The organism is Endozoicomonas sp. ALE010, from assembly GCF_049310165.1.
Lineage (GTDB): Bacteria > Pseudomonadota > Gammaproteobacteria > Pseudomonadales > Endozoicomonadaceae > Endozoicomonas.
In genome coordinates this window covers 21,701-39,524 of the sequence record NZ_JBLYNV010000033.1, presented here as the reverse complement: position 1 = coordinate 39,524, position 17,824 = coordinate 21,701, and the positions used below count along the sequence as shown (strand labels likewise).

Sequence of the window (17,824 nt, the reverse complement as noted above, 5' to 3'; positions counted from 1 at the left end):
GCCCACATTACGGTTTTTTCAATCACTTGCAGGGCTACTGCGTGGCCAGCAGCGTTTCCCTGTGCTTCTCAAGCCTGGCTATCATCAGTTCGGATTTTTTCCGGAAGTTAGCCATTTCGTTTTTGGCGATAGGGGCTGCATCCGGGAGCTTAACCGTCATCGGGTTTCTGTGCACGCCATTCACACGAAACTCATAATGCAGGTGAGGCCCGGTGGCCCAGCCGGTTTTGCCCACATAGGCTATGGTCTGGCCCTGACGAACTCTCTGGCCTTTTTTCAGACCGGCCAGTTTATTGGCATGGGCATACACAGTCACCACATTATTCGGGTGCTGAATAAATACCACATTGCCAAAACCATTCTGCCAGCCGGAGAACTGCACACGGCCATCGCCTGCGGCTTTAATCGGGGTATTCATCGGGGCGGCATAATCGACCCCCCGGTGAGGGCGTTTGGTCTTGAACACCGGGTGCAGACGGTTGGGGTTAAATCTTGAACTGATACGGGTAAAATCCACCGGAGTGCGGAGAAACGCCTTCTTCATGCTTTTTCCGTCCGGGGTATAGTAGTTGGTATCGCCGTTGCTGTCGGTATAACGGATGGCGGTATAGGTCTCTCCCTGGTTGGTGAAGCTGGCTACCAGAATATTGCCATCGCCCAGTTTTTCCCCTTCCAGGTACTTCTCTTCAAAGAGCAGATTAAAGCTGTCACCACTGCGGATATCCTGAACAAAATCGATATCCCAGCCAAAAATGCCGGCCAGCTCCATGGTCAGATTCTGGGACAGGCCTGCTTTCTGGCTGGCAAGGAAGAGAGAGCTTTCAATAATGCCGCTGGCATAGGTGGGGTGGATTTCCGGTGACAGGGTTACCTGTTCTGCCCGGTAGCCATCGTCTTCCCTGTTAAAGAAAATGCTTTCCAGCCTGGACTTGACGTAGCGCAGCTGGGTCAGGGTTCCTTCCTGATTAATCCGGAACTCCAGGGATTCCCCCGGACGTATGCTGGCCAGTGTTTCGCCATATTTGGGGGTGTTGGCAACCTGGTAAACAACACTGGCATTTAATCCCTGGCTATTAAACAACACCGATAAATTATCACCAGATTTAATGGTGACACTGTGCCATTTTCCCAGTTTTTGCTCCAGGTCGTAGGCGGCTTTTGCCAGAGCCTTGGCTTCTGCTTCCTGTTCTGCTTCTTTGATAGCTGTTTCTGATTGATCAGCGTTCTGATTGCTGACAAATGGGGAAGATTCGGGAATTGTGGGGCTGCTGGTCAGCTCAGTGTTGGCTTCCTGAGGCTGGAATGCGTCAATGGACATCGGGATTTCATTGCGCCTGGCTTCTACGTCACCAGAAGGTAGAAGAGCCATCAATCCCATGACGCTGGCAGCGATGGTACTTGCCAGCAGCAAGTGTCGCCTGGGGAACTGTTTCAGGCGCTGGTTGATTCGTGTTGCGCCCCTCGGGATGGCTTTATTCATTAAGATTTTAACGCTGTCTTCAGTGTGGTGATCAGTAAATTATAACGATAAAAAATATCGTAAATCATATCTGTCAGAAAAGGTACGTCAATACAAGGCCAATTATCCTGTTTTTTCATTAGTGTCTTGATTATCACGAATCATTCTATTGCCTTGTGGTTTGTCTTTCCAAGGCGGAATGAAAATGCAGGGCTGTTCATCGTCAGAGTTTATGCACTGAAACGGATGTTGGCATGCGATCGCCCGTGGGTGAGTTAATAGGTGAGTGCGGGCTTGTTTGTAGTAAGGGTTGCTGTTCCGAATGTGGAAAGGGTGCAGGACAGGTGGCTGACTGCTGAGTGGTTTGAGCATTGGTCAGTGGCTCATGTAGTGAAGCTGTGCGGTGTTGGTTTTCGGGTTCAGGTTGCTGTTGGGAGCCCTGGCTATTATGGCTTGTTTCTACTGCTGGCGATGATGGGGGACTCTGGCTTGAGGTTACGGCGGTTGGCGGTAGTTCGACAGGGGGATGGCTGGCCGGGTTATCAAGAGGTCGGCTATCCGCTGCCGGATCAAGGGCTGGGGATTGCCTATCCGGATGGTCAGAAGGCAGAGTTGCAGCCGCCTGGAAGGGTGATTGAGGCGAGGGGGGCGTTGGTGTATTGAGATGGATATAAGGTTCTGCCTTAAACAGCCAGTGCGGCGTATGCAGAAGCATTGTACCCACTATACCCAGCACAGATATGGAGAGGGTTATGGATATGACCATACCGGCAAGGTACATCCAGGTGTATTCAGAATCCGGTGAAGTGCCGGACTCCATATAGTGCTTCCACTTGTTGGCACCTTGCCTGACGTACTCTTCCACCGGGGGATTCTGGAGATAAGCCGCTTGCTGTGCTTTATCTCCAGGCTGTTTATCACCAGTGAGTTGTTGTTCAATTCTGCTATTTTCTGCCACTGGTACCTTTTGAACCGTTCTATCCCCCAGGTTCTCATGGGCATATTGCAGCAGCCCGGTAAAACCACCCAAACAAACACTGGACAGGACGGCCACTTTTCTGCAGGCAAAATTCAGACACTCGGCGGCTGTTGACAGGGATCGCATTACCACCCAGGCAGCATCACCTGCGGAAAAATTTGAACCCGTCTGCCCAGATTTGTACGAAGGTTCTTTTTCCTGGGAGGCAGCGGATGTTGCCGGTAGAGCAGCAGAGTAGGTTGAAGCTGTTGGTGTCGACAGTGGTTGTGGCAAATCCAAGACTTTTCCTCCCGCTATGATGGTGCCGGTATTGCGGAGATTTAGCAGAAATATCAAACAGTGCCCGATTGGACAGATTCGTTACGGGGCATGAATCAGCCAATGTATCAGACATTCGCAGGCACTCTGGATTGATTCGACAGTTAGGAATTAACGTAAGTTCCAGTCTGATCAAGTAAAGGCCTGGTAAGAAAAATAGACTGAAATTTACCTTATTTAGAGGTCAGGCATTTGTTCCGGCACGGTTTTGTTGTATTTTGGGCGGCTTGATTTTTTATTGATTGTTTCCTGTCCACCGGAGCAGGGAGTTGTTGCTTGATTTGATGTCAGAGCCCCTGGCATCCACCGCAGTAATCCGGTTGAATCATCGAATCGTCGCAGGAAAAGGCAAATGTCCGATAGTCAAAACCCGTTGCTGAAAGATCTTCAGGCCCGCCAGCTTATCGCGCAGACCACTGCGGTTGAGGAACTGGACACTCATCTGAGCGAACAGCCCCGGGTGCTCTATTGTGGTTTCGATCCTACGGCTGACAGTCTCCATCTTGGCCATCTGGTGCCATTGCTGGTGCTCAAGCGTTTCCAGCAGGCGGGTCATAAACCCATTGCCCTGGTGGGTGGGGCCACCGGCCTGATTGGTGACCCAAGCTTCAAGGCGGCTGAACGTCAACTGAATACCCCGGATGTGGTGGCGGGCTGGGTTGAGAAAATCAAGGGGCAGGTGAGTCAGTTTATCGACTTCGATTGCGGCGAAAACTCCGCCGTTGTGGCCAATAATCTGGATTGGACCGGCGACCTCAATGTTCTGGACTTTCTGAGAGATATTGGCAAACACTTTGCGGTGAATGCCATGATCAACAAGGAGTCGGTACAGCAACGGCTGAACCGGGAAGGCTCCGGTATCTCCTTTACCGAGTTCTCCTACGCCCTGCTGCAGGGCATGGACTTTGCCGAGCTGAACCGCCGTTATGACTGTACCCTGCAGATTGGTGGCAGTGACCAGTGGGGTAATATTGTTGGCGGTATTGACCTGGCCCGCCGTCAGAATAAGGCCCGTACCTTTGGGTTAACGGTACCATTGATTACCAAGTCCGATGGCACCAAGTTTGGTAAAACAGAAGGCGGTGCGGTCTGGCTGGACTCCCGAAAGACCTCCCAATATGCCTTTTACCAGTTCTGGATGAACACCGCTGATGCCGATGTGTATCGTTTCCTGAAGTTCTTCACCTTCCTGAGCATGGAAGAGATTGAGGCCATTGAGCAAGCGGATGCTGAGCGTCAGGGCAGGCCGGAAGCCCAGAGAATTCTTGCCCGTGAAGCTACCCGCCTGGTGCATGGTGAGGAAGGTCTCAAGGCGGCGGAGTGCATCACCGAAGCACTGTTTTCCGGGGACATTACCCAGCTGTCAGAAACCGATATGGAACAGCTGAAGCAGGATGGCCTGCCCAGTGCCACCATCGAGCACAGCGGGCTGGAAGGCCAGGCTATGACGCAGCTGTTTGCAGAAGTCGGCATGGTGAAATCAGGCAAGCAGGTTAAAGATGCGCTGGCTAATAACGCGGTATTCTTTAATGGTGTCGCTCGTGGCTCGGCAGATAATATGAACCTGCCAGAATGCTTTGCAGCCCGGGGTGCCATGTATGATCGGTTCTTCCTGGTGAAACTGGGTAAGAAAAATCACTTTCTGTTTGAAGTGGTTTGATCGAATTGCCGCTCTTTGCTCTTTATTAAGAGAAGAGCGGTTCATTAAAAGCGTGCTCTTAAAAGCTCATGGTCATCGGGCAGTCTATTTTCTGTCAGCCTCCTGGTACATGGTTTCAATGAGTTTGACGGGTTATCGTGCCTCCGCACTCCGTTCGTCCTGAGTGCTGAGCTTGTCGAAGTATCGAAGGACCCATAGGGCCTATAGGCGGAAACTCCGGACTCTGATAGATCGTGCCAAGCACCCTTCGACTCCGCTCAGGGTGAACGGAGATTGTACACGTCAAACTCATTGAAACCATTTACTTGCTTCAGTGCCGCCTCTCTTTGAACTTAATACACTGATAACGAAAGCACTCCATATCATCAGGCCACAACCCCGGAGTCATACCGGCTTTGCTTTTCAAATGGGCCAGAAACTGCCGGGGGGCAGGCAGCTGTTTCCACACCTGCGGTAAGAAGGTTGCGCTGTATTGAGGGTTGCGAATCAATAGTCCGTCGATGCCGGGATTCAGCTGCTGCAAAAGGTCTTTCTCATCAGCAATGTCCATGCGTTCCTGAGGGGTCAGTACGGAAACTTCAATGTTGATATCGGTCAGCTCACTTTCCGTCACCGGGGGAAACCGTGGGTCTCGGAATGCGCTGGCGAAGGCATTGTGAATCACATCATCCAACAGAGTCCGGTAAGCCTGGGTTGAACCGATACAGCCCCGCAGTTCCTCGCGCTTTTGCAGTGTTACAAAGCTGGCGGCCTGTTGCAGAAAGAAATCTGCCAGGTCTTCTTCCGGTAATGGTTTCGGTGGCAGGCTCCGGGTACAGCCTTCACTGATGGTCTTGCGGGCAAGGCGCAATAATTCTCTTTTCTGACTTTCTGTAGGGGCAATTTGCACAGTAAAAATTCCCGTTTTCCTTCGTTAGAGGCATTGATAGCCTCCTTCTGATTTTTATCGCCACTCAACGGGACCACTGAATAACGGCTCCATGTTATCTGACAGCAGTTGAGCGTCTGGTTTGTGGATGTGTGCAGGGCGGATTCTGCAGAATAATCGCTCTATTGAATAACAAAGGCTCCATAGCCCACTACCCTGCTTTTATCGCCAGCAGTATCTCCGGAGTTGCGTACATCAAGCGTAATAACATCCATTCCCCGGTGCTGGGCAACCTTCAACATGCCATTAAGAGGATAGCAGCCACAGGCCTGTCCACCGGTTAAATTACAGCTGAGCTGTTCAATGGCTTTAACCGTCTGGTTATCCCGGTAACAGGCCTCTTCATAGGTGTGGTAATGACTGAGGTCGGAGCTGATAATCATCAGGGTTTCCTCTTCTCCCCAGAGGTGTTCGATCACCTCAGCGACCGCTATAGGGCTGGTGTCGCCAACAACGATTGGAATCAGTTTGAAGTCATCCAGACATTCCTGCAGAAACGGGCACTGGACTTCAAGACTGTGCTCGTGGGTATGGGCTTCATCAACGGTCTCTACCTGGCTGAACTGTTTCAGTTCCTCCATGGCTTCAATATCCAGCGGAATATTACCAAGCGGTGTGGCAAAGGCTTCACAGTCCGGCAGGGCCATACCCTGCAGCGGAACTCTGTGACTGGGGCCGAGCAGGGCAACCCGGCGAATATTCCGGCGCATTGAATTCAGCAGGCGGTAGGCACTGGCCGCAACCGGGCCGGAATAGATAAAGCCGGCATGGGGAACAACCAGCACTTTCGGAGAGAAATCCCTGGGGTGGGCATCGCTAAGCATCTCTTTGACCGTGTTGGCCAGGGCTTTGGGTGAGTCTGGGTAAAAGGTTCCGGCTACAGCGGGTTGGCGAATAATCATTATGGGTTCTCCCCCGGGAGTGGCTGAGCCTACCGGCACATTTCAAGCGAAATAAACCACTCTCTTTATTTGCATCGCTCAAATAATGTCGGCAGAGCCTATAATTATAGCCTTGGTTAGGGCCTGTTGACGTTTCGTTGTGTGCTCAGCGTATCGGGGCCCTACTATCATCAGGATGACAATCAGGCAGTGAACCTGGTCTGGAGATGGAACATGCTCAGGGAAAAAACACCGTCCACAAATGTGTCAACAAACTATTGGCATGCACTTGAGGATGGGCGAATCCAATGTGATCTTTGCCCGAGAGCCTGCAAACTTCGTGATGGGCAGCAGGGGCTCTGTTTTGTCCGTGCCTGTGAAAATGGTCAGATTGTGCTTACCAGCTATGGCCGCTCCTCCGGTTTTTGTATTGACCCTATTGAGAAAAAACCGTTGAACCACTTCCTTCCGGGAACCCCGGTTCTGTCATTCGGTACAGCGGGCTGTAATCTTGCCTGCAAATTCTGTCAGAACTGGGATATGAGCAAATCCCGTGAGATGGACACCCTGGCCGATCAGGCATCGCCCGAGGAACTGGCGGATACGGCTGAACAGCTGGGCTGTCGGTCACTGGCGTTTACTTATAATGATCCGGTGATTTTCCTGGAATATGCCATTGATGTTGCCCAGGCGGCTCATGAAAGAAATTTGCAGTCGGTGGCGGTGTCTGCCGGTTATATCTGTGATAAGCCCCGTGTTGAGTTTTTCCGCTATATGGACGCAGCCAACATTGACTTAAAAGCGTTCAGCGAAGATTTTTATCGAAAGATCTGTGGTGGCGCTCTGCAACCGGTTCTTGAAACTCTGGAATATCTGAAACATGAAACCTCTGTCTGGTTTGAGATCACCACATTGCTGATTCCCGGGGAAAATGATTCCGAGCATGAACTGAACGACATGTGTCAATGGATTGTTGAACACCTGGGCGTGGACGTTCCTATTCACTTCACCGCATTTCATCCCGACTGGAAAATGCGGGAGCATCCCCATACACCTGCCGCTACCCTGACCATGGCCCGACAAATAGCGCTGAATCATGGTATTCGCTACGCCTACACTGGCAATGTCCATGATTCTGACGGTGGCAGTACCCGCTGTCATCAGTGCCATAGTCTGCTTATTGAGCGTGACTGGTATGTGCTGGGGGAATGGGGAGTCGATGCGTCTGAAGGCAAGGGGGTCTGCCAGCAGTGTGGGACACCGGTTGCCGGTGTGTTTGAACAGCAGCCGGGTATTTGGGGCAGTCGTCGGGTGCCGGTGAAGATTGTGGCCTGAATTTCGAGGTTTGTACTGACTTGAACATTATTCGTCACCCAAGTTCTTTAACTACTTAACATATCCTCAATTTCTGCCGTCTTCGCTACAGGGTCACCCGGACGCTATTCTCGGACAGCCTCCTGAACGCGCCGGCTGACGAGTCCAGATTTAATTGGCATGAGGGTGATTTTGATCACTTGGTTGAGTAGTGACAGGAGCTTTATCTGAAGAATTTCTATTTTGGAAGTGATTGGATGTTTCATTCAATACTTCCACATTCGCGAAATTATCTAAAGTTCGAAGGGTATGCCTATTGTGACATAAATAATTAATTGTCTTACCGATCATGCAGCCAATACAACAATATGAAAGGGTTTTACCCATAAGGCATCCAGTAGCACAGCCTGTAGCACAGCCAAGAGTTGTACCAACGGTTTGATAGTCTATATCCCTGATGGACCAGCCAAGAGTGCAACACCCTTCATGTGTTTGTGTAGACTGCGTTTGCATATTTTGTTTGCCTTCAATCTACCAGCTGATTACTAAATGATTCAACTATCTGAATCATTGTTGGTTTGACAATAATTATTGGTATTAGTTTACTTTATGTTTCTTCTTTAAGGCCAGTATTGATTCATACCCATAACAGGTCCACCATCGGAGCTTTCTTCCCAAGTTTAATAAACATCAGGGAATACCCACACGGTCGCCCGGTTTGATATGACTGATCTGGTCACCAACTTCCGTGACTGTACCCACACCTTCATGGCCGGGGACCAGTGGCAGTTTTAGTTTAACCGGCCAGTCGCCATGGCAGGCATGAAGATCGCCATAGTCTGCTTGTTGAGCGTGACTGGTATGTGCTGGGGGAATGGGGAGTCGATGCGTCTGACGGCAAGGGGGTCTGCCAGCAGTGTGGGACACCGGTTGCCGGTGTGTTTGAACAGCAGCCGGGTATTTGGGGTAGTCGTCGGGTGCCGGTGAAGATTGTGGCTTGAGTTCTGGTGCTTTGCCAAGTTACATTCACTAAATAATCCGTCATTTATCCGTACAACTTGCTTATAGGAGCGCTCAGGTCTAAGCTTTGCCTATACGGAAGATATCCGTACAAATGGAGGGTGAAATATGGCTAATGCACGCCTGGACCTGAGACTTGATGAGGAAATCAAGGCTAAGGCAGAGAAGGCTTCAGCTCTACTGGGACTGAAGAGCTTGACCGAATACGTGGTCAGGCTGATGGATGAAGATGCTACACAGGTTATTTCTGAATATGAAAAGATGACAGTTGAAAACGATGTCTTTGATCGCTTTACAGAAGCCTGCGAAAAGGCAAAGGCACCAAATAAGGCTTTGCTGGCGGCTCTGACATTTACCGAAGAGAAAGGTGTCAAGTGAGCTGGTCAAGGGAGTTTGTGGAACTCGATAAAGGTATCCACGATAGAGCGTCATTTGATTGTGGTGAAACGGAACTTAATTTGTTTATCCAGACTCAAGCCTCAAAACACATGCAGGCAGGTATCAGTCGTACAATGGTTCTGCCTGCATCAAACCCTTTTCCAAATCAAAAAATACCAATTTGTGCATTTTACAGCATTACGCCAGGCTCCATCTGTCGAGACACTTTACCTGAAGCTCTGGTAAAGAAGCTGCCACGGTACCCTGTTCCTGTATTTTTGATCGCACAGCTTGCGGTTCATCGAGAATTTCAGGGCGAGGGGTTAGGAAAAATCTGCCTGGTAAATGCCTTGAAATACCTGTGGGAAATAAACGCTCATATGCGTGCATACGCCATTATTGTTGATTGTTTAACCGATGCCGCAGAGAAGTTTTATGCAAAATATGGATTTGCAGTTCTGTGTGAACATAATGGTAAAGTTCGCATGTTTCTGCCCATGAAAACAGTAGCCCGGCTTTTTAGTTCGTAGCCAATTACAATAACAGGACTTATTACTTATCGTGTCAGATATGGTTAACCGGATCGAAACCAGGGACATCACTGCCAGCAACAAGTGTGATCATTGTACTGCCCTTTGTTGCTCTTACATTACCCAGGAACTGGACACTCCCCGCAGTATGCACGCGTTTGATGTGTTGCTCTGGCAGGTGGCCCATAAGGGCGTGCATATTTTCAAGGATGGCAATGGCTGGTACCTGCTCTGTCAGACCCGGTGTGAATTCCTGTTGCCGGATAATCGCTGTGGTATCTATAAACGACGCCCCATTATCTGCCGGGAACACAGTAACGAAGCCTGTGAGAGGGACGCTCCCATTAATGATGGCTGCGAGCTCTATTTTCAGACCTACGATGAACTGGATGCCTATTGTCGTACACGTTTCAAAAACTGGGACAAGCGGCTGGAGAAGTATGAAGTAGAGCGGGCAAAACGACAGTAGTAGACCATTTTGCCCAGGCTAGGGTTATGGCATAAGGGTTATGGCATAAGACAGATGAAAAAGCGTTTTTGGGAACCACAGAGAGCTAGTACATGGTTTCAATGAGTTTGACGGGTTGTTGTGCCTCCGCACTCCGTTCGTCCTGAGCCTGTCGAAGGGCGGAAACCCCAGACTCTGATAGATCGTGCAAAGCACCCTTCGTCCGTGCATCCTGAGCGGAGCCGAAGGACGCTCAGGGTGAACGGAGATTGTACACGTTAAACTCATTGAAACCATGTTAGAGCACTAAGTAATTGAATAAATTACTGGGCCAGTTCCATAACAACACGCCCGGCAATATCACCTTTCTCCATTTCGTCAAAAATCGCGTTGATCTCTTCAAGGGTTCGTTTCTGGATAATCGCCTTTACTTTACCCTGGGCAGCAAACTCCAGGCATTCCTGTAAATCCTTGCGGGTACCTACGATGGAACCAACAACAGAAACGCCGTTGATTACCGTATCGAATATAGGAATGGGCATATCCTCCGGGGGGAGTCCAACCAGTACACAGGTTCCTCCCCTGCGCACGGAGCGATAAGCACTGTCAAAGCCCGCTTTGGAGACCGCCGTACAGACAGTCGCGTGAACACCGTTACCCAGCAGCGACTGAATTTTTTCTTCCGGCTGCTCCCGGATAAAGTCGATAAAGTGAGTGGCTCCCAAGTCCAGGGATAACGCTTTCTTTTCCGCCCCGGTATCCACCGCAATCACATTAAGACCCATGGCTACGGCATACTGAACGGCCAGGTGACCAAGCCCGCCCACACCGACAACGGAAACCCAGTCGCCAGGTTTGGTACGGCTGACTTTCAGGGCCTTATACGTGGTAACCCCGGCACAGAACAGGGGGGCGGCATCGACAAAACTGATGTTGTCGGGCACTTTGACCACATAGTCGGCAGCTGCCAGGCAGTATTCGGCATAGCCGCCATCGATGGAATAACCGGCATTGTGCTGGGCAAGGCAGAGTGTTTCTTTGCCTTCCAGACAGTACTCGCAGTAGCCACAGGCGGAATAGAGCCAGGGAATACCCACACGGTCGCCCGGTTTGATATGAGTGATCTGGTCACCAACTTCGGTGACCGTTCCCACACCTTCATGGCCGGGCACCAGTGGCAGTTTTGGTTTAACCGGCCAGTCTCCATGGCAGGCATGAAGATCGGTATGACAGACACCACAGGCATGGATTTTCACCAGTGCATCCCGTGGGCCTGGTTTGGGTAGCGGTAGATCTTCGATGGTAAGCTGATCTTTGAAATGATGAACGACGGCTGCCTTCATGATGGGTTACCTTGTTGTTCCGAATTGATACCTGTTTGGTTTCTTTGTTGCGGGGAGTGTGGAGTGACGCGGTTTTGTGTTTACGGTTGGGATTGGTATGCGTTCCCACGGAGGTCTCCGTGGGAACGAGGGGGGAACCGAACCGGTACACGGTTTCAATGCAATTGATGGTGTCCTTCGTTGCCCCCTCCAAGCTCCGTTCGTCCTGAGCGGAGTCGAAGGGCGTAAACACCATACCCTGAATAAAGACTGTGCCAATCACCCTTCGACTCCGCTCAGGGTGAACGGAGATTGTACACATCAAACTCATTGAAATGGTGTACTAGTGGATTAGAACCAGATTTCCATCTGGGCTCCGTAGGTCCAGCCGTCGGATTTACTTCCATAGGCCTTCATGAGTTGCTGGGCTGAGGTGAAGGTGTCGAAGTATTCAAGACCGAGGGCGTTGCATGTTGTTGAGCTATCGGTGCATTGACCTTTTACATTCTCTGGCGGAAGTGTTTTACCAGTGTTGAATTTATCGGGTGTATTCCAATCAGCATAGGTGGCAAAAATGCGAATCTGTGGCCTTACCCAGTTGCCAAACTGCGGATGGAATTGTTGCGCGATGGTAAACTTCAAAAGTTTGCTTTTGAAAAGATTGCTGCTGTATAGCTCTTTTCCATCTGCTTTTTGGAAAGAGGAGTGAGCATTTTTAACCTGATCATAACCCAGTTCAATGGTAGTACTCGTTAAATCATTCCAGTTCCAGGAGGGCCGTACCCCCGCAGTCATCCAGGTGGTCTTTGTTCCATAGTTTGGATACATTGGATGAATTTTATCCTCATCGTATTTAACCTGTGTAACACCGAGAACATACATCATGTCGAGCTTGGGCATTAATGAAACAGCACCATGATCCATTACGCGAAAGAGTTTATTCCCCTTATACCAATCAGTTGTCTGTAGATAAGACCCAGCTGTTCCTGTGCCGGGGCCTGTCATGGCATCAGTAGCATATTGAACAATAAACTTATTGAATCCTTCCAAGACATTCCAGGTCAGTTCACCGGTGAGCATCCAGCCGTTTTTATCAAAATAGCTTTTTCCGACCTTGTCACCATTCGTGAGGGTTACTTCTGGCAAGTTATCAGGTGGGCTACCAACACCATAGTCAAGACCAAGCTCCAAGCTCAGGTTATGCACTATTGGAATTTCATTCCAGCGAAAATCTAAAATGTTGGTAGTAACTGTTTCAGTTTCATAGGCTAATTTTTTAGTACCTTGATTCCATTTATCGTATTTTACTCCATTCTGATTCCTCACCCACGCAACATCCAACTTACCCATCCCCACATCAATATTCTCAATACCAACACCGGGACCAGACACATTCCAATAGTAATAATCGATCATATGAACATCATGACGATTATATAAACGCTTGCCGACCCACAGGGTTGAGCCCGGCAGTGCGTCACCAAAAACACCTGTGGCCCTGATATTCATCTCACGGGCCCAGGGTTCAGTGGGTTCAACGTCGGTTTGCTGGCCAACTTTATAGGCAATATTGGTATCCAGGTAAAACTGCACATCGTCCTGATCAAAGAGATCTGCACCAAACTTCAATTCCGCATAGGTTTCGCACTCATTACCCAGACGGTATTTAGAGGGAGCACCTGCCGCTTTAAAACATAACTGCTCACCACCCTTATCAGTGCTGCCAATTCCTGAACGGGCATAACCGTTGAAGTTAATATCGTCACCGGTGACTGCCAGCGCGCAGGTTGAGGCTGACGCAATAGCCACTGCACCACAATACTGGCACGAACGACGGGATATTGATGAAACTGCTTCAGATAACGCTTTTAACCCAGTGCTCAGGGTTGAAGGTGTTTGATGCCTGGAAAGCATGCTTAGCCTACCTTGTGTGTGTTTTTCTGGCTCCGGCTTTTTTCATCCTGCCGCTGAATAAAGGCATGATGTTGTTGAAATAGGCCTGGTGAGGGGCATATATAAAAGCTGGTAGCCGTCAGTTAATGTGTGTTGAAAAAGCAAGGCCCGCTTTCCGTGCAGGAAAAGAGTAATAGTTGCGTCGTGTAAATTGGGCCGTATTGAATGGCGTAACACAGCTTCGACGAAAGGTTATAGGGTATCCCGATTTTTTATCTCCGGCTGAGAACCAGCCAGCCAGAGTCTTTTAAGAATTTAGTTCAGGGTTTGAAGATGGGCAAAAAAATGTTCACTTTAGTGCTGCTTCTTTGTGGTCACTGAGACATATAAGCGTTGCTGAACAGTCTTTTCAGGCGCTCAATCAAGATCAGTTTATCCTGCTGGTTCAGGAAAGATCCCAGCTCCAGTTCCTTGCCGTGAGAACGAATATGAATGGAGGGCGCTTTCCAGGGATGAGTCGCTTCGCGAATAATCAATTGACACCACAGGCGGTGATAATGGTGAGTGCTCAGTGGTTGATAAAAGCCCTTCTGAATCGTGACCTGATGCTCCTGAAAGGTGATCAGCTCTTTCCGCTGACGTTGCCATGCACAGTAATAGATACCCACAGACAGGGCAGTCACTTCCAGTATGGAAAAAGGCAAGATCACTTTAGCGCCAGCCAGATAGAAGCCGACAGCGATGGCCAGGGACACTATGGTTATCAGCCCCAGTAACAGCAGATTCTGCCGCCAGCTCATGGAGTTATTGGGCTCCAGTAGTATCGTTCCTTCCTGGCTGCTTTCTGAAAAATCGATCGTCACCATCACTTCTTAACCTTTTTATGGCCAGGCTCTGCGGGTCAAACCGGAATTTTGAAAAAACGCCGGTTTTCGTCGCTGGCAAAGTAAATCCTTCGTTGCAGTTCCATCAGGTCTTGAGGGTGGGAGTGGGAGATGCAGGTCAGCGTCCATGCCTTGTACGCAGGCTGTCATAAAGTGATCACCAGTTCTGGAAAAAACACCAGTTTATTGGAGTCACAGTGTGCAGCAGGCATTACCGCTTCAATTTGTGGGGGGAATGTCCCCAAGTCTTCACCGAAGATCACAAAGAGGACGCCGCTTCCCGCAAAAGCACAAGCGGCCTGTCTTTTTCGGGCAGCGGGAAGCGGGCAGCGCTTATTAAACTGTCGAAGTTATTAAATGACCGTTCCTAAGTCTCTTTCTGGACAAAAACGACAATGGACAAAGGCGGAATCCGTAATTGACTATTGGAGGATTTATGGTAACCCTCTGGTATATCCTGCAGCAAAAAGGGGTGAAGTGAATAAGTACCACTTTCAGATTCCGGCAGATCGAAAGCCATTTCGTCACCGGATGGGTTCACAGCAACAATGATCACCTCATACTGGTCATCAATACTCTGAAATGGTGCCTTATCGCTGATGCGTTGAACAATCAAACCCGGAATCTGGTCCGGCCCGGTGTTCAGATAAGTAATCCGATCGATAACGTCCTGCTCTGTTTTGAGGCGAAATAGAGGAGAACTTTTACGAATTCTCAGCATCTTCTGAAAACAGGCATCTGCGGCAGCTATATTCTCCTTATTCGGTCGTGTGGTGCTATCTGAGATGATCTTTTTAATCAGGGCCCAGTTCGCTCCGTCCTTGTCTGCTCTTGGCAAGCCCTGATTCCAATAGTTATTGTCGTCGTCAGGCATCCGGTTATACCAGTCGCCGGAATCGTAACTGTCTCTTTCCATGGATTTCGAGCGCAACCGTTCGGAGCCGGCATGAATAAAGGGAACACCCTGGCTTAACAGCGTGATGCCCAGCGCCAGATTATGCAGCTTGACACGGTTGGCCGTAGACATACCTTCAGGAAGCTTGTACATCAGGATATCCCACAGGGTTTGGTTGTCATGCTTTGAGACGTAGTTGATCACTTCCTGTGGGTCAAGGCTATAACCGGTGGGAGCACCGTTGTAGTCAAAATCAAAACCGTAACGAAGGGTGCCGTGACAATCAACAAATCGAAAGTTTTTCAAATTGGCGGCCATACCCAGGCGGATGATATCCGTATGGGCGCACAAAGCCGCCTTTGCCTCTGCTGTTTTTTCGTTTGGGTGATAATGGAGTCCTGAGGCATAGCCTTGGGTTTGCCGCAGAGCATCTCCCTGATCAAAAGGGCTACCACCACGGATCCGGTCTCTCATCCGGTCAGTGAACGTGCCTACCCCTGTCCCGGCCATATTAAACTGATTGGCGTTAATGCCTCTGGCATTGCCAGCGACTTCACCAAACTCCCAGCCTTCACCATAAAAATAGATACCAGGGTTAATGGCTTTAACGGCCACCAGTGCTTTCTCAATATTGCGCTTGAGATGGTGCCCCATCAAGTCGAAACGAAATGCATCCACTTTGTAGTCTTTAACCCAGACCTTGAGAGAGTCGATCATGAGTTTCTCCATCATGTGGAACTCAGAGGCGGTGTTTGAACAGCAAGTTGAGTTTTCAACGATGCCGCTGTCGGGGCTTAAGCGTAGGTAATACCAGGGGACAATTCGATCCAGCACAGAATGGTTGCCAACACCGTGGGCATGAGTGTGGTTATAGACAACATCCATTACCACGCCCAGATTTGCAGCTTTCAAGGCTATCACCATTTCCCGGAATTCAATGATTCGCCTGATCCCGTCTGGATCAGTGGCATAGCTGCCCTCAGGAACGGTGTAATGCAGCGGGTCATAGCCCCAGTTAAAGCTGTCGACAGGGCGGATGTGTTGGTAGAGGTATTGAGCCCGGTCTGTCCCAGGATCAAGGGATTGCAGATAAGCTTGAATGGTCTGGCCTGACTGCGGGTTGCTACAAAAAGTGCGGAAGTAGTCGGTATCAGCCTTTACTTCCTTTCTGGCGCACAGTTGCTCCATAGTCTGGGAAATATCAATCCGATTCGCCGGGACTTCATCAACGGTGGCTATATCAAAAGCTGGCAGCAAGTGTATATGGGTCAGGCCTGCAGTTTGCAATTGTTGCAAATGGGTGTTGGCGTTAGCTTCCGTAAAGGCCTTGAATTTGCCAGGATTGGTCAAGCCGGAGGTATTAATGCTGTAATCCCGGATATGGGTTTCATAAAGCACCATATCCTCAGGGTCTTGTTGGGAATATTGAACACTATCCCAACCCTCAGGCTTAAGCGATGGGTCGTTGAGGTCAACGACCTGAGAGTATTGACTGTTAGTCGATAAACTCAGGGAATATGGGTCAGTCACTTCATAAGTTTCGATCTTGTCTGTCTGAGGATGGAAGACAGTAACCTCATAGCGATAAAAAGATTGGTCATACTCCTTATTGTCAGCTCTGTAGCTCCAGACACCAGCAGCGCTTTCAATCATGTCATGAAACTTAAGGTCGTCTGCTGTGCTTGCAGACGTGGTCACCAGGCGCACATTCCGGGCAGTTGGTGCCCAGAGTTTAAAGTCGATACCGGAGTCACCCACAATGGCTCCTAATTCACCGTTGTACTTATACAACTCATCAAGCAAGCCCTGAACCTGAACCTTTGTAGCGTATTTGGGCTGGTTTCCTTTATAGGCCACCGCCAGCAACTGACCTTTCAGGGCTTTTTTAATGACCGCAAGATCGGCAGAAACAGTCAGAGGGCTGCGATTCATCAGGTGGGGGAGTTTCTCTCGCACACTGTTGTTATTGCCGCCTTTGGCAAGTGAAATAGTTTGATATTTTCCAGATATATTACCCTCCTTGAGTATGATGCTGGCGTCGTCTGAATACAGCAGCTCTGCTCTATCAACATCCGAACCGCCACCTTCATTCCAGAGCAGGGTGGCAGAGGAAACCCAGTGCGCTTTTGCACCATCAACTATCAGAGGCGGGCCGTCCAGTGGCGTCGATGAAATCAGGTTGTAACCACTGTAGGTATAGGCAAGTTGACTATCGGTATCAGAAAAATGCCAGGCCATGTCACCACCAAGATCTTTTTCATCGCCTTTGTGCACAATAAAATTCAGGCAGCCATCTTGCACCTTGGAAAAAGTGTCCGAAAGTGGTATCCGATAGAGCGCACCATAAGTCTGGGTAATACTTTCTGGCATCCAGGGCTGGTTCCAGTCGGTATCTGTTTTGCCAAAAGCCTTGCAGTTGTCGTTATTGAACAGATGCAGCCCCCAGCCGTGGTAAATGCCGTCCGGGCGTTGGTAATAAAGGATGGCTTCTTGGTCAGCAGGTTTACCGGGAGTCTCCTCAAAAACATGCACCGATGCGATTGCACTGGTGAATCGATAAGCCTGTTTTGCCGCGCTGGCTTCAAGCTTAACCAAAACATCTCCGGTTTCATTGGCTTGGAATCGACCGCTCACCTGACAGATTTCACTGGCAGAAAGCTGGTCAGTACAAGTGCTTGCCGTGATTTTCACTCCCGCAGGCTTAACCTGAAAATCAGGGAGTGTCGTTTTTGACAATGACCTGACCAGCCAGGTCACGGTTGCTTCTTCACCTTTCAGCAGCTTTTCCGGTAAGGCCTGTGTTGCAATGATTTCCACCAACCCGGCGGCATGCAAATGATTGGTCAGAACCAGAGCCGGAAACAGAAGCTTTGTGGCAATATTCATAACAGAGATCCATCAGGGAAACCGGGAAT

15 protein-coding genes are annotated in these 17,824 nt (G+C 49.6%); 5 read left to right on the top strand and 10 right to left on the bottom strand.

Annotated elements, in window-relative coordinates:
• Positions 1-34: 34 nt before the first annotated feature.
• Both ACO6UY_RS14430 and ACO6UY_RS14425 read right to left on the bottom strand, forming a co-directional pair.
• Positions 35-1,480 (bottom strand): OapA family protein, encoded by a 1,446-nt coding sequence (locus ACO6UY_RS14430; RefSeq protein WP_422490365.1) that lies wholly within the window; start codon positions 1,478-1,480, stop codon positions 35-37.
• 202 nt (positions 1,481-1,682) lie between these two features.
• Positions 1,683-2,717, bottom strand: coding sequence for a hypothetical protein (locus ACO6UY_RS14425; protein WP_422446557.1), 1,035 nt, complete (start codon positions 2,715-2,717; stop codon positions 1,683-1,685).
• A gap of 391 nt (positions 2,718-3,108) precedes the next feature.
• On the opposite strand from ACO6UY_RS14425, the gene tyrS reads away from it, so the two are divergent.
• The gene (gene tyrS / locus ACO6UY_RS14420; protein WP_422446555.1) at positions 3,109-4,416 is read left to right on the top strand and encodes a tyrosine--tRNA ligase; all 1,308 of its coding nucleotides are present in this window, start codon (positions 3,109-3,111) and stop codon (positions 4,414-4,416) included.
• A 310-nt stretch (positions 4,417-4,726) separates the two neighbouring features.
• On the opposite strand, the gene amrA is transcribed toward tyrS, so the two are convergent.
• Together amrA and amrB are read right to left on the bottom strand one after the other, a co-directional pair.
• On the bottom strand, positions 4,727-5,305 hold the full coding sequence (gene amrA / locus ACO6UY_RS14415) for an AmmeMemoRadiSam system protein A (RefSeq protein WP_422446553.1): 579 nt from the start codon (positions 5,303-5,305) through the stop codon (positions 4,727-4,729).
• Between the two features lie 161 nt (positions 5,306-5,466).
• Positions 5,467-6,246, bottom strand: coding sequence for an AmmeMemoRadiSam system protein B (gene amrB, locus ACO6UY_RS14410; protein WP_422446551.1), 780 nt, complete (start codon positions 6,244-6,246; stop codon positions 5,467-5,469).
• A gap of 213 nt (positions 6,247-6,459) precedes the next feature.
• Between amrB and amrS the strand changes: the two genes are divergently transcribed.
• Positions 6,460-7,560 (top strand): AmmeMemoRadiSam system radical SAM enzyme, encoded by a 1,101-nt coding sequence (amrS, locus tag ACO6UY_RS14405; protein ID WP_422446549.1) that lies wholly within the window; start codon positions 6,460-6,462, stop codon positions 7,558-7,560.
• Positions 7,561-8,229: 669 nt separating this feature from the next.
• On the opposite strand, the gene ACO6UY_RS14400 is transcribed toward amrS, so the two are convergent.
• Positions 8,230-8,322 (bottom strand): alcohol dehydrogenase catalytic domain-containing protein, encoded by a 93-nt coding sequence (locus ACO6UY_RS14400; protein WP_286198363.1) that lies wholly within the window; start codon positions 8,320-8,322, stop codon positions 8,230-8,232.
• Positions 8,323-8,330: 8 nt separating this feature from the next.
• Positions 8,331-8,558, bottom strand: coding sequence for a hypothetical protein (locus ACO6UY_RS14395; protein WP_422459589.1), 228 nt, complete (start codon positions 8,556-8,558; stop codon positions 8,331-8,333).
• Positions 8,559-8,667: 109 nt separating this feature from the next.
• On the opposite strand from ACO6UY_RS14395, the gene ACO6UY_RS14390 reads away from it, so the two are divergent.
• Genes ACO6UY_RS14390 through ACO6UY_RS14380 form a run of 3 tightly spaced genes read left to right on the top strand, consistent with a single transcriptional unit; the run spans position 8,668 to position 9,936 of the window.
• Positions 8,668-8,937, top strand: coding sequence for a DUF1778 domain-containing protein (locus tag ACO6UY_RS14390; protein ID WP_422446547.1), 270 nt, complete (start codon positions 8,668-8,670; stop codon positions 8,935-8,937).
• Between the two features lie 17 nt (positions 8,938-8,954).
• The gene (locus tag ACO6UY_RS14385) at positions 8,955-9,467 is read left to right on the top strand and encodes a GNAT family N-acetyltransferase (protein WP_422446545.1); all 513 of its coding nucleotides are present in this window, start codon (positions 8,955-8,957) and stop codon (positions 9,465-9,467) included.
• A gap of 40 nt (positions 9,468-9,507) precedes the next feature.
• Positions 9,508-9,936 carry a YkgJ family cysteine cluster protein gene (locus ACO6UY_RS14380; protein ID WP_422447905.1) on the top strand — a complete coding sequence of 143 codons (429 nt, stop codon included), beginning with the start codon at positions 9,508-9,510 and terminating at the stop codon, positions 9,934-9,936.
• A 302-nt stretch (positions 9,937-10,238) separates the two neighbouring features.
• On the opposite strand, the gene adhP is transcribed toward ACO6UY_RS14380, so the two are convergent.
• From adhP to pulA, 4 genes are all read right to left on the bottom strand, one after another.
• Positions 10,239-11,258 carry an alcohol dehydrogenase AdhP gene (gene adhP, locus ACO6UY_RS14375; protein WP_269673119.1) on the bottom strand — a complete coding sequence of 340 codons (1,020 nt, stop codon included), beginning with the start codon at positions 11,256-11,258 and terminating at the stop codon, positions 10,239-10,241.
• Positions 11,259-11,588: 330 nt separating this feature from the next.
• The gene (gene lamB, locus ACO6UY_RS14370) at positions 11,589-13,151 is read right to left on the bottom strand and encodes a maltoporin LamB (protein WP_422490364.1); all 1,563 of its coding nucleotides are present in this window, start codon (positions 13,149-13,151) and stop codon (positions 11,589-11,591) included.
• Positions 13,152-13,504: 353 nt separating this feature from the next.
• Positions 13,505-13,996, bottom strand: a complete 492-nt coding sequence (locus ACO6UY_RS14365; protein WP_422459513.1) for a DUF2244 domain-containing protein — start codon at positions 13,994-13,996, stop codon at positions 13,505-13,507.
• 385 nt (positions 13,997-14,381) lie between these two features.
• Positions 14,382-17,795 (bottom strand): pullulanase-type alpha-1,6-glucosidase, encoded by a 3,414-nt coding sequence (gene pulA / locus ACO6UY_RS14360; protein WP_422490362.1) that lies wholly within the window; start codon positions 17,793-17,795, stop codon positions 14,382-14,384.
• Between the last annotated feature and the right edge of the window lie 29 nt (positions 17,796-17,824).

Excerpts from the sequence above, each read along its gene's own strand:
- pulA (WP_422490362.1), bottom strand. The coding sequence starts at position 17,795 with ATGAATATTGCCACAAAGCTTCTGTTTCCGGCTCTGGTTCTGACCAAT.
- tyrS (WP_422446555.1), top strand. The coding sequence starts at position 3,109 with ATGTCCGATAGTCAAAACCCGTTGCTGAAAGATCTTCAGGCCCGCCAG.
- ACO6UY_RS14430 (WP_422490365.1), bottom strand. The coding sequence starts at position 1,480 with ATGAATAAAGCCATCCCGAGGGGCGCAACACGAATCAACCAGCGCCTG.
- adhP (WP_269673119.1), bottom strand. The coding sequence starts at position 11,258 with ATGAAGGCAGCCGTCGTTCATCATTTCAAAGATCAGCTTACCATCGAA.
- ACO6UY_RS14365 (WP_422459513.1), bottom strand. The coding sequence starts at position 13,996 with ATGGTGACGATCGATTTTTCAGAAAGCAGCCAGGAAGGAACGATACTA.
- amrS (WP_422446549.1), top strand. The coding sequence starts at position 6,460 with ATGCTCAGGGAAAAAACACCGTCCACAAATGTGTCAACAAACTATTGG.
- amrB (WP_422446551.1), bottom strand. The coding sequence starts at position 6,246 with ATGATTATTCGCCAACCCGCTGTAGCCGGAACCTTTTACCCAGACTCA.
- lamB (WP_422490364.1), bottom strand. The coding sequence starts at position 13,151 with ATGCTTTCCAGGCATCAAACACCTTCAACCCTGAGCACTGGGTTAAAA.
- ACO6UY_RS14390 (WP_422446547.1), top strand. The coding sequence starts at position 8,668 with ATGGCTAATGCACGCCTGGACCTGAGACTTGATGAGGAAATCAAGGCT.
- ACO6UY_RS14380 (WP_422447905.1), top strand. The coding sequence starts at position 9,508 with ATGGTTAACCGGATCGAAACCAGGGACATCACTGCCAGCAACAAGTGT.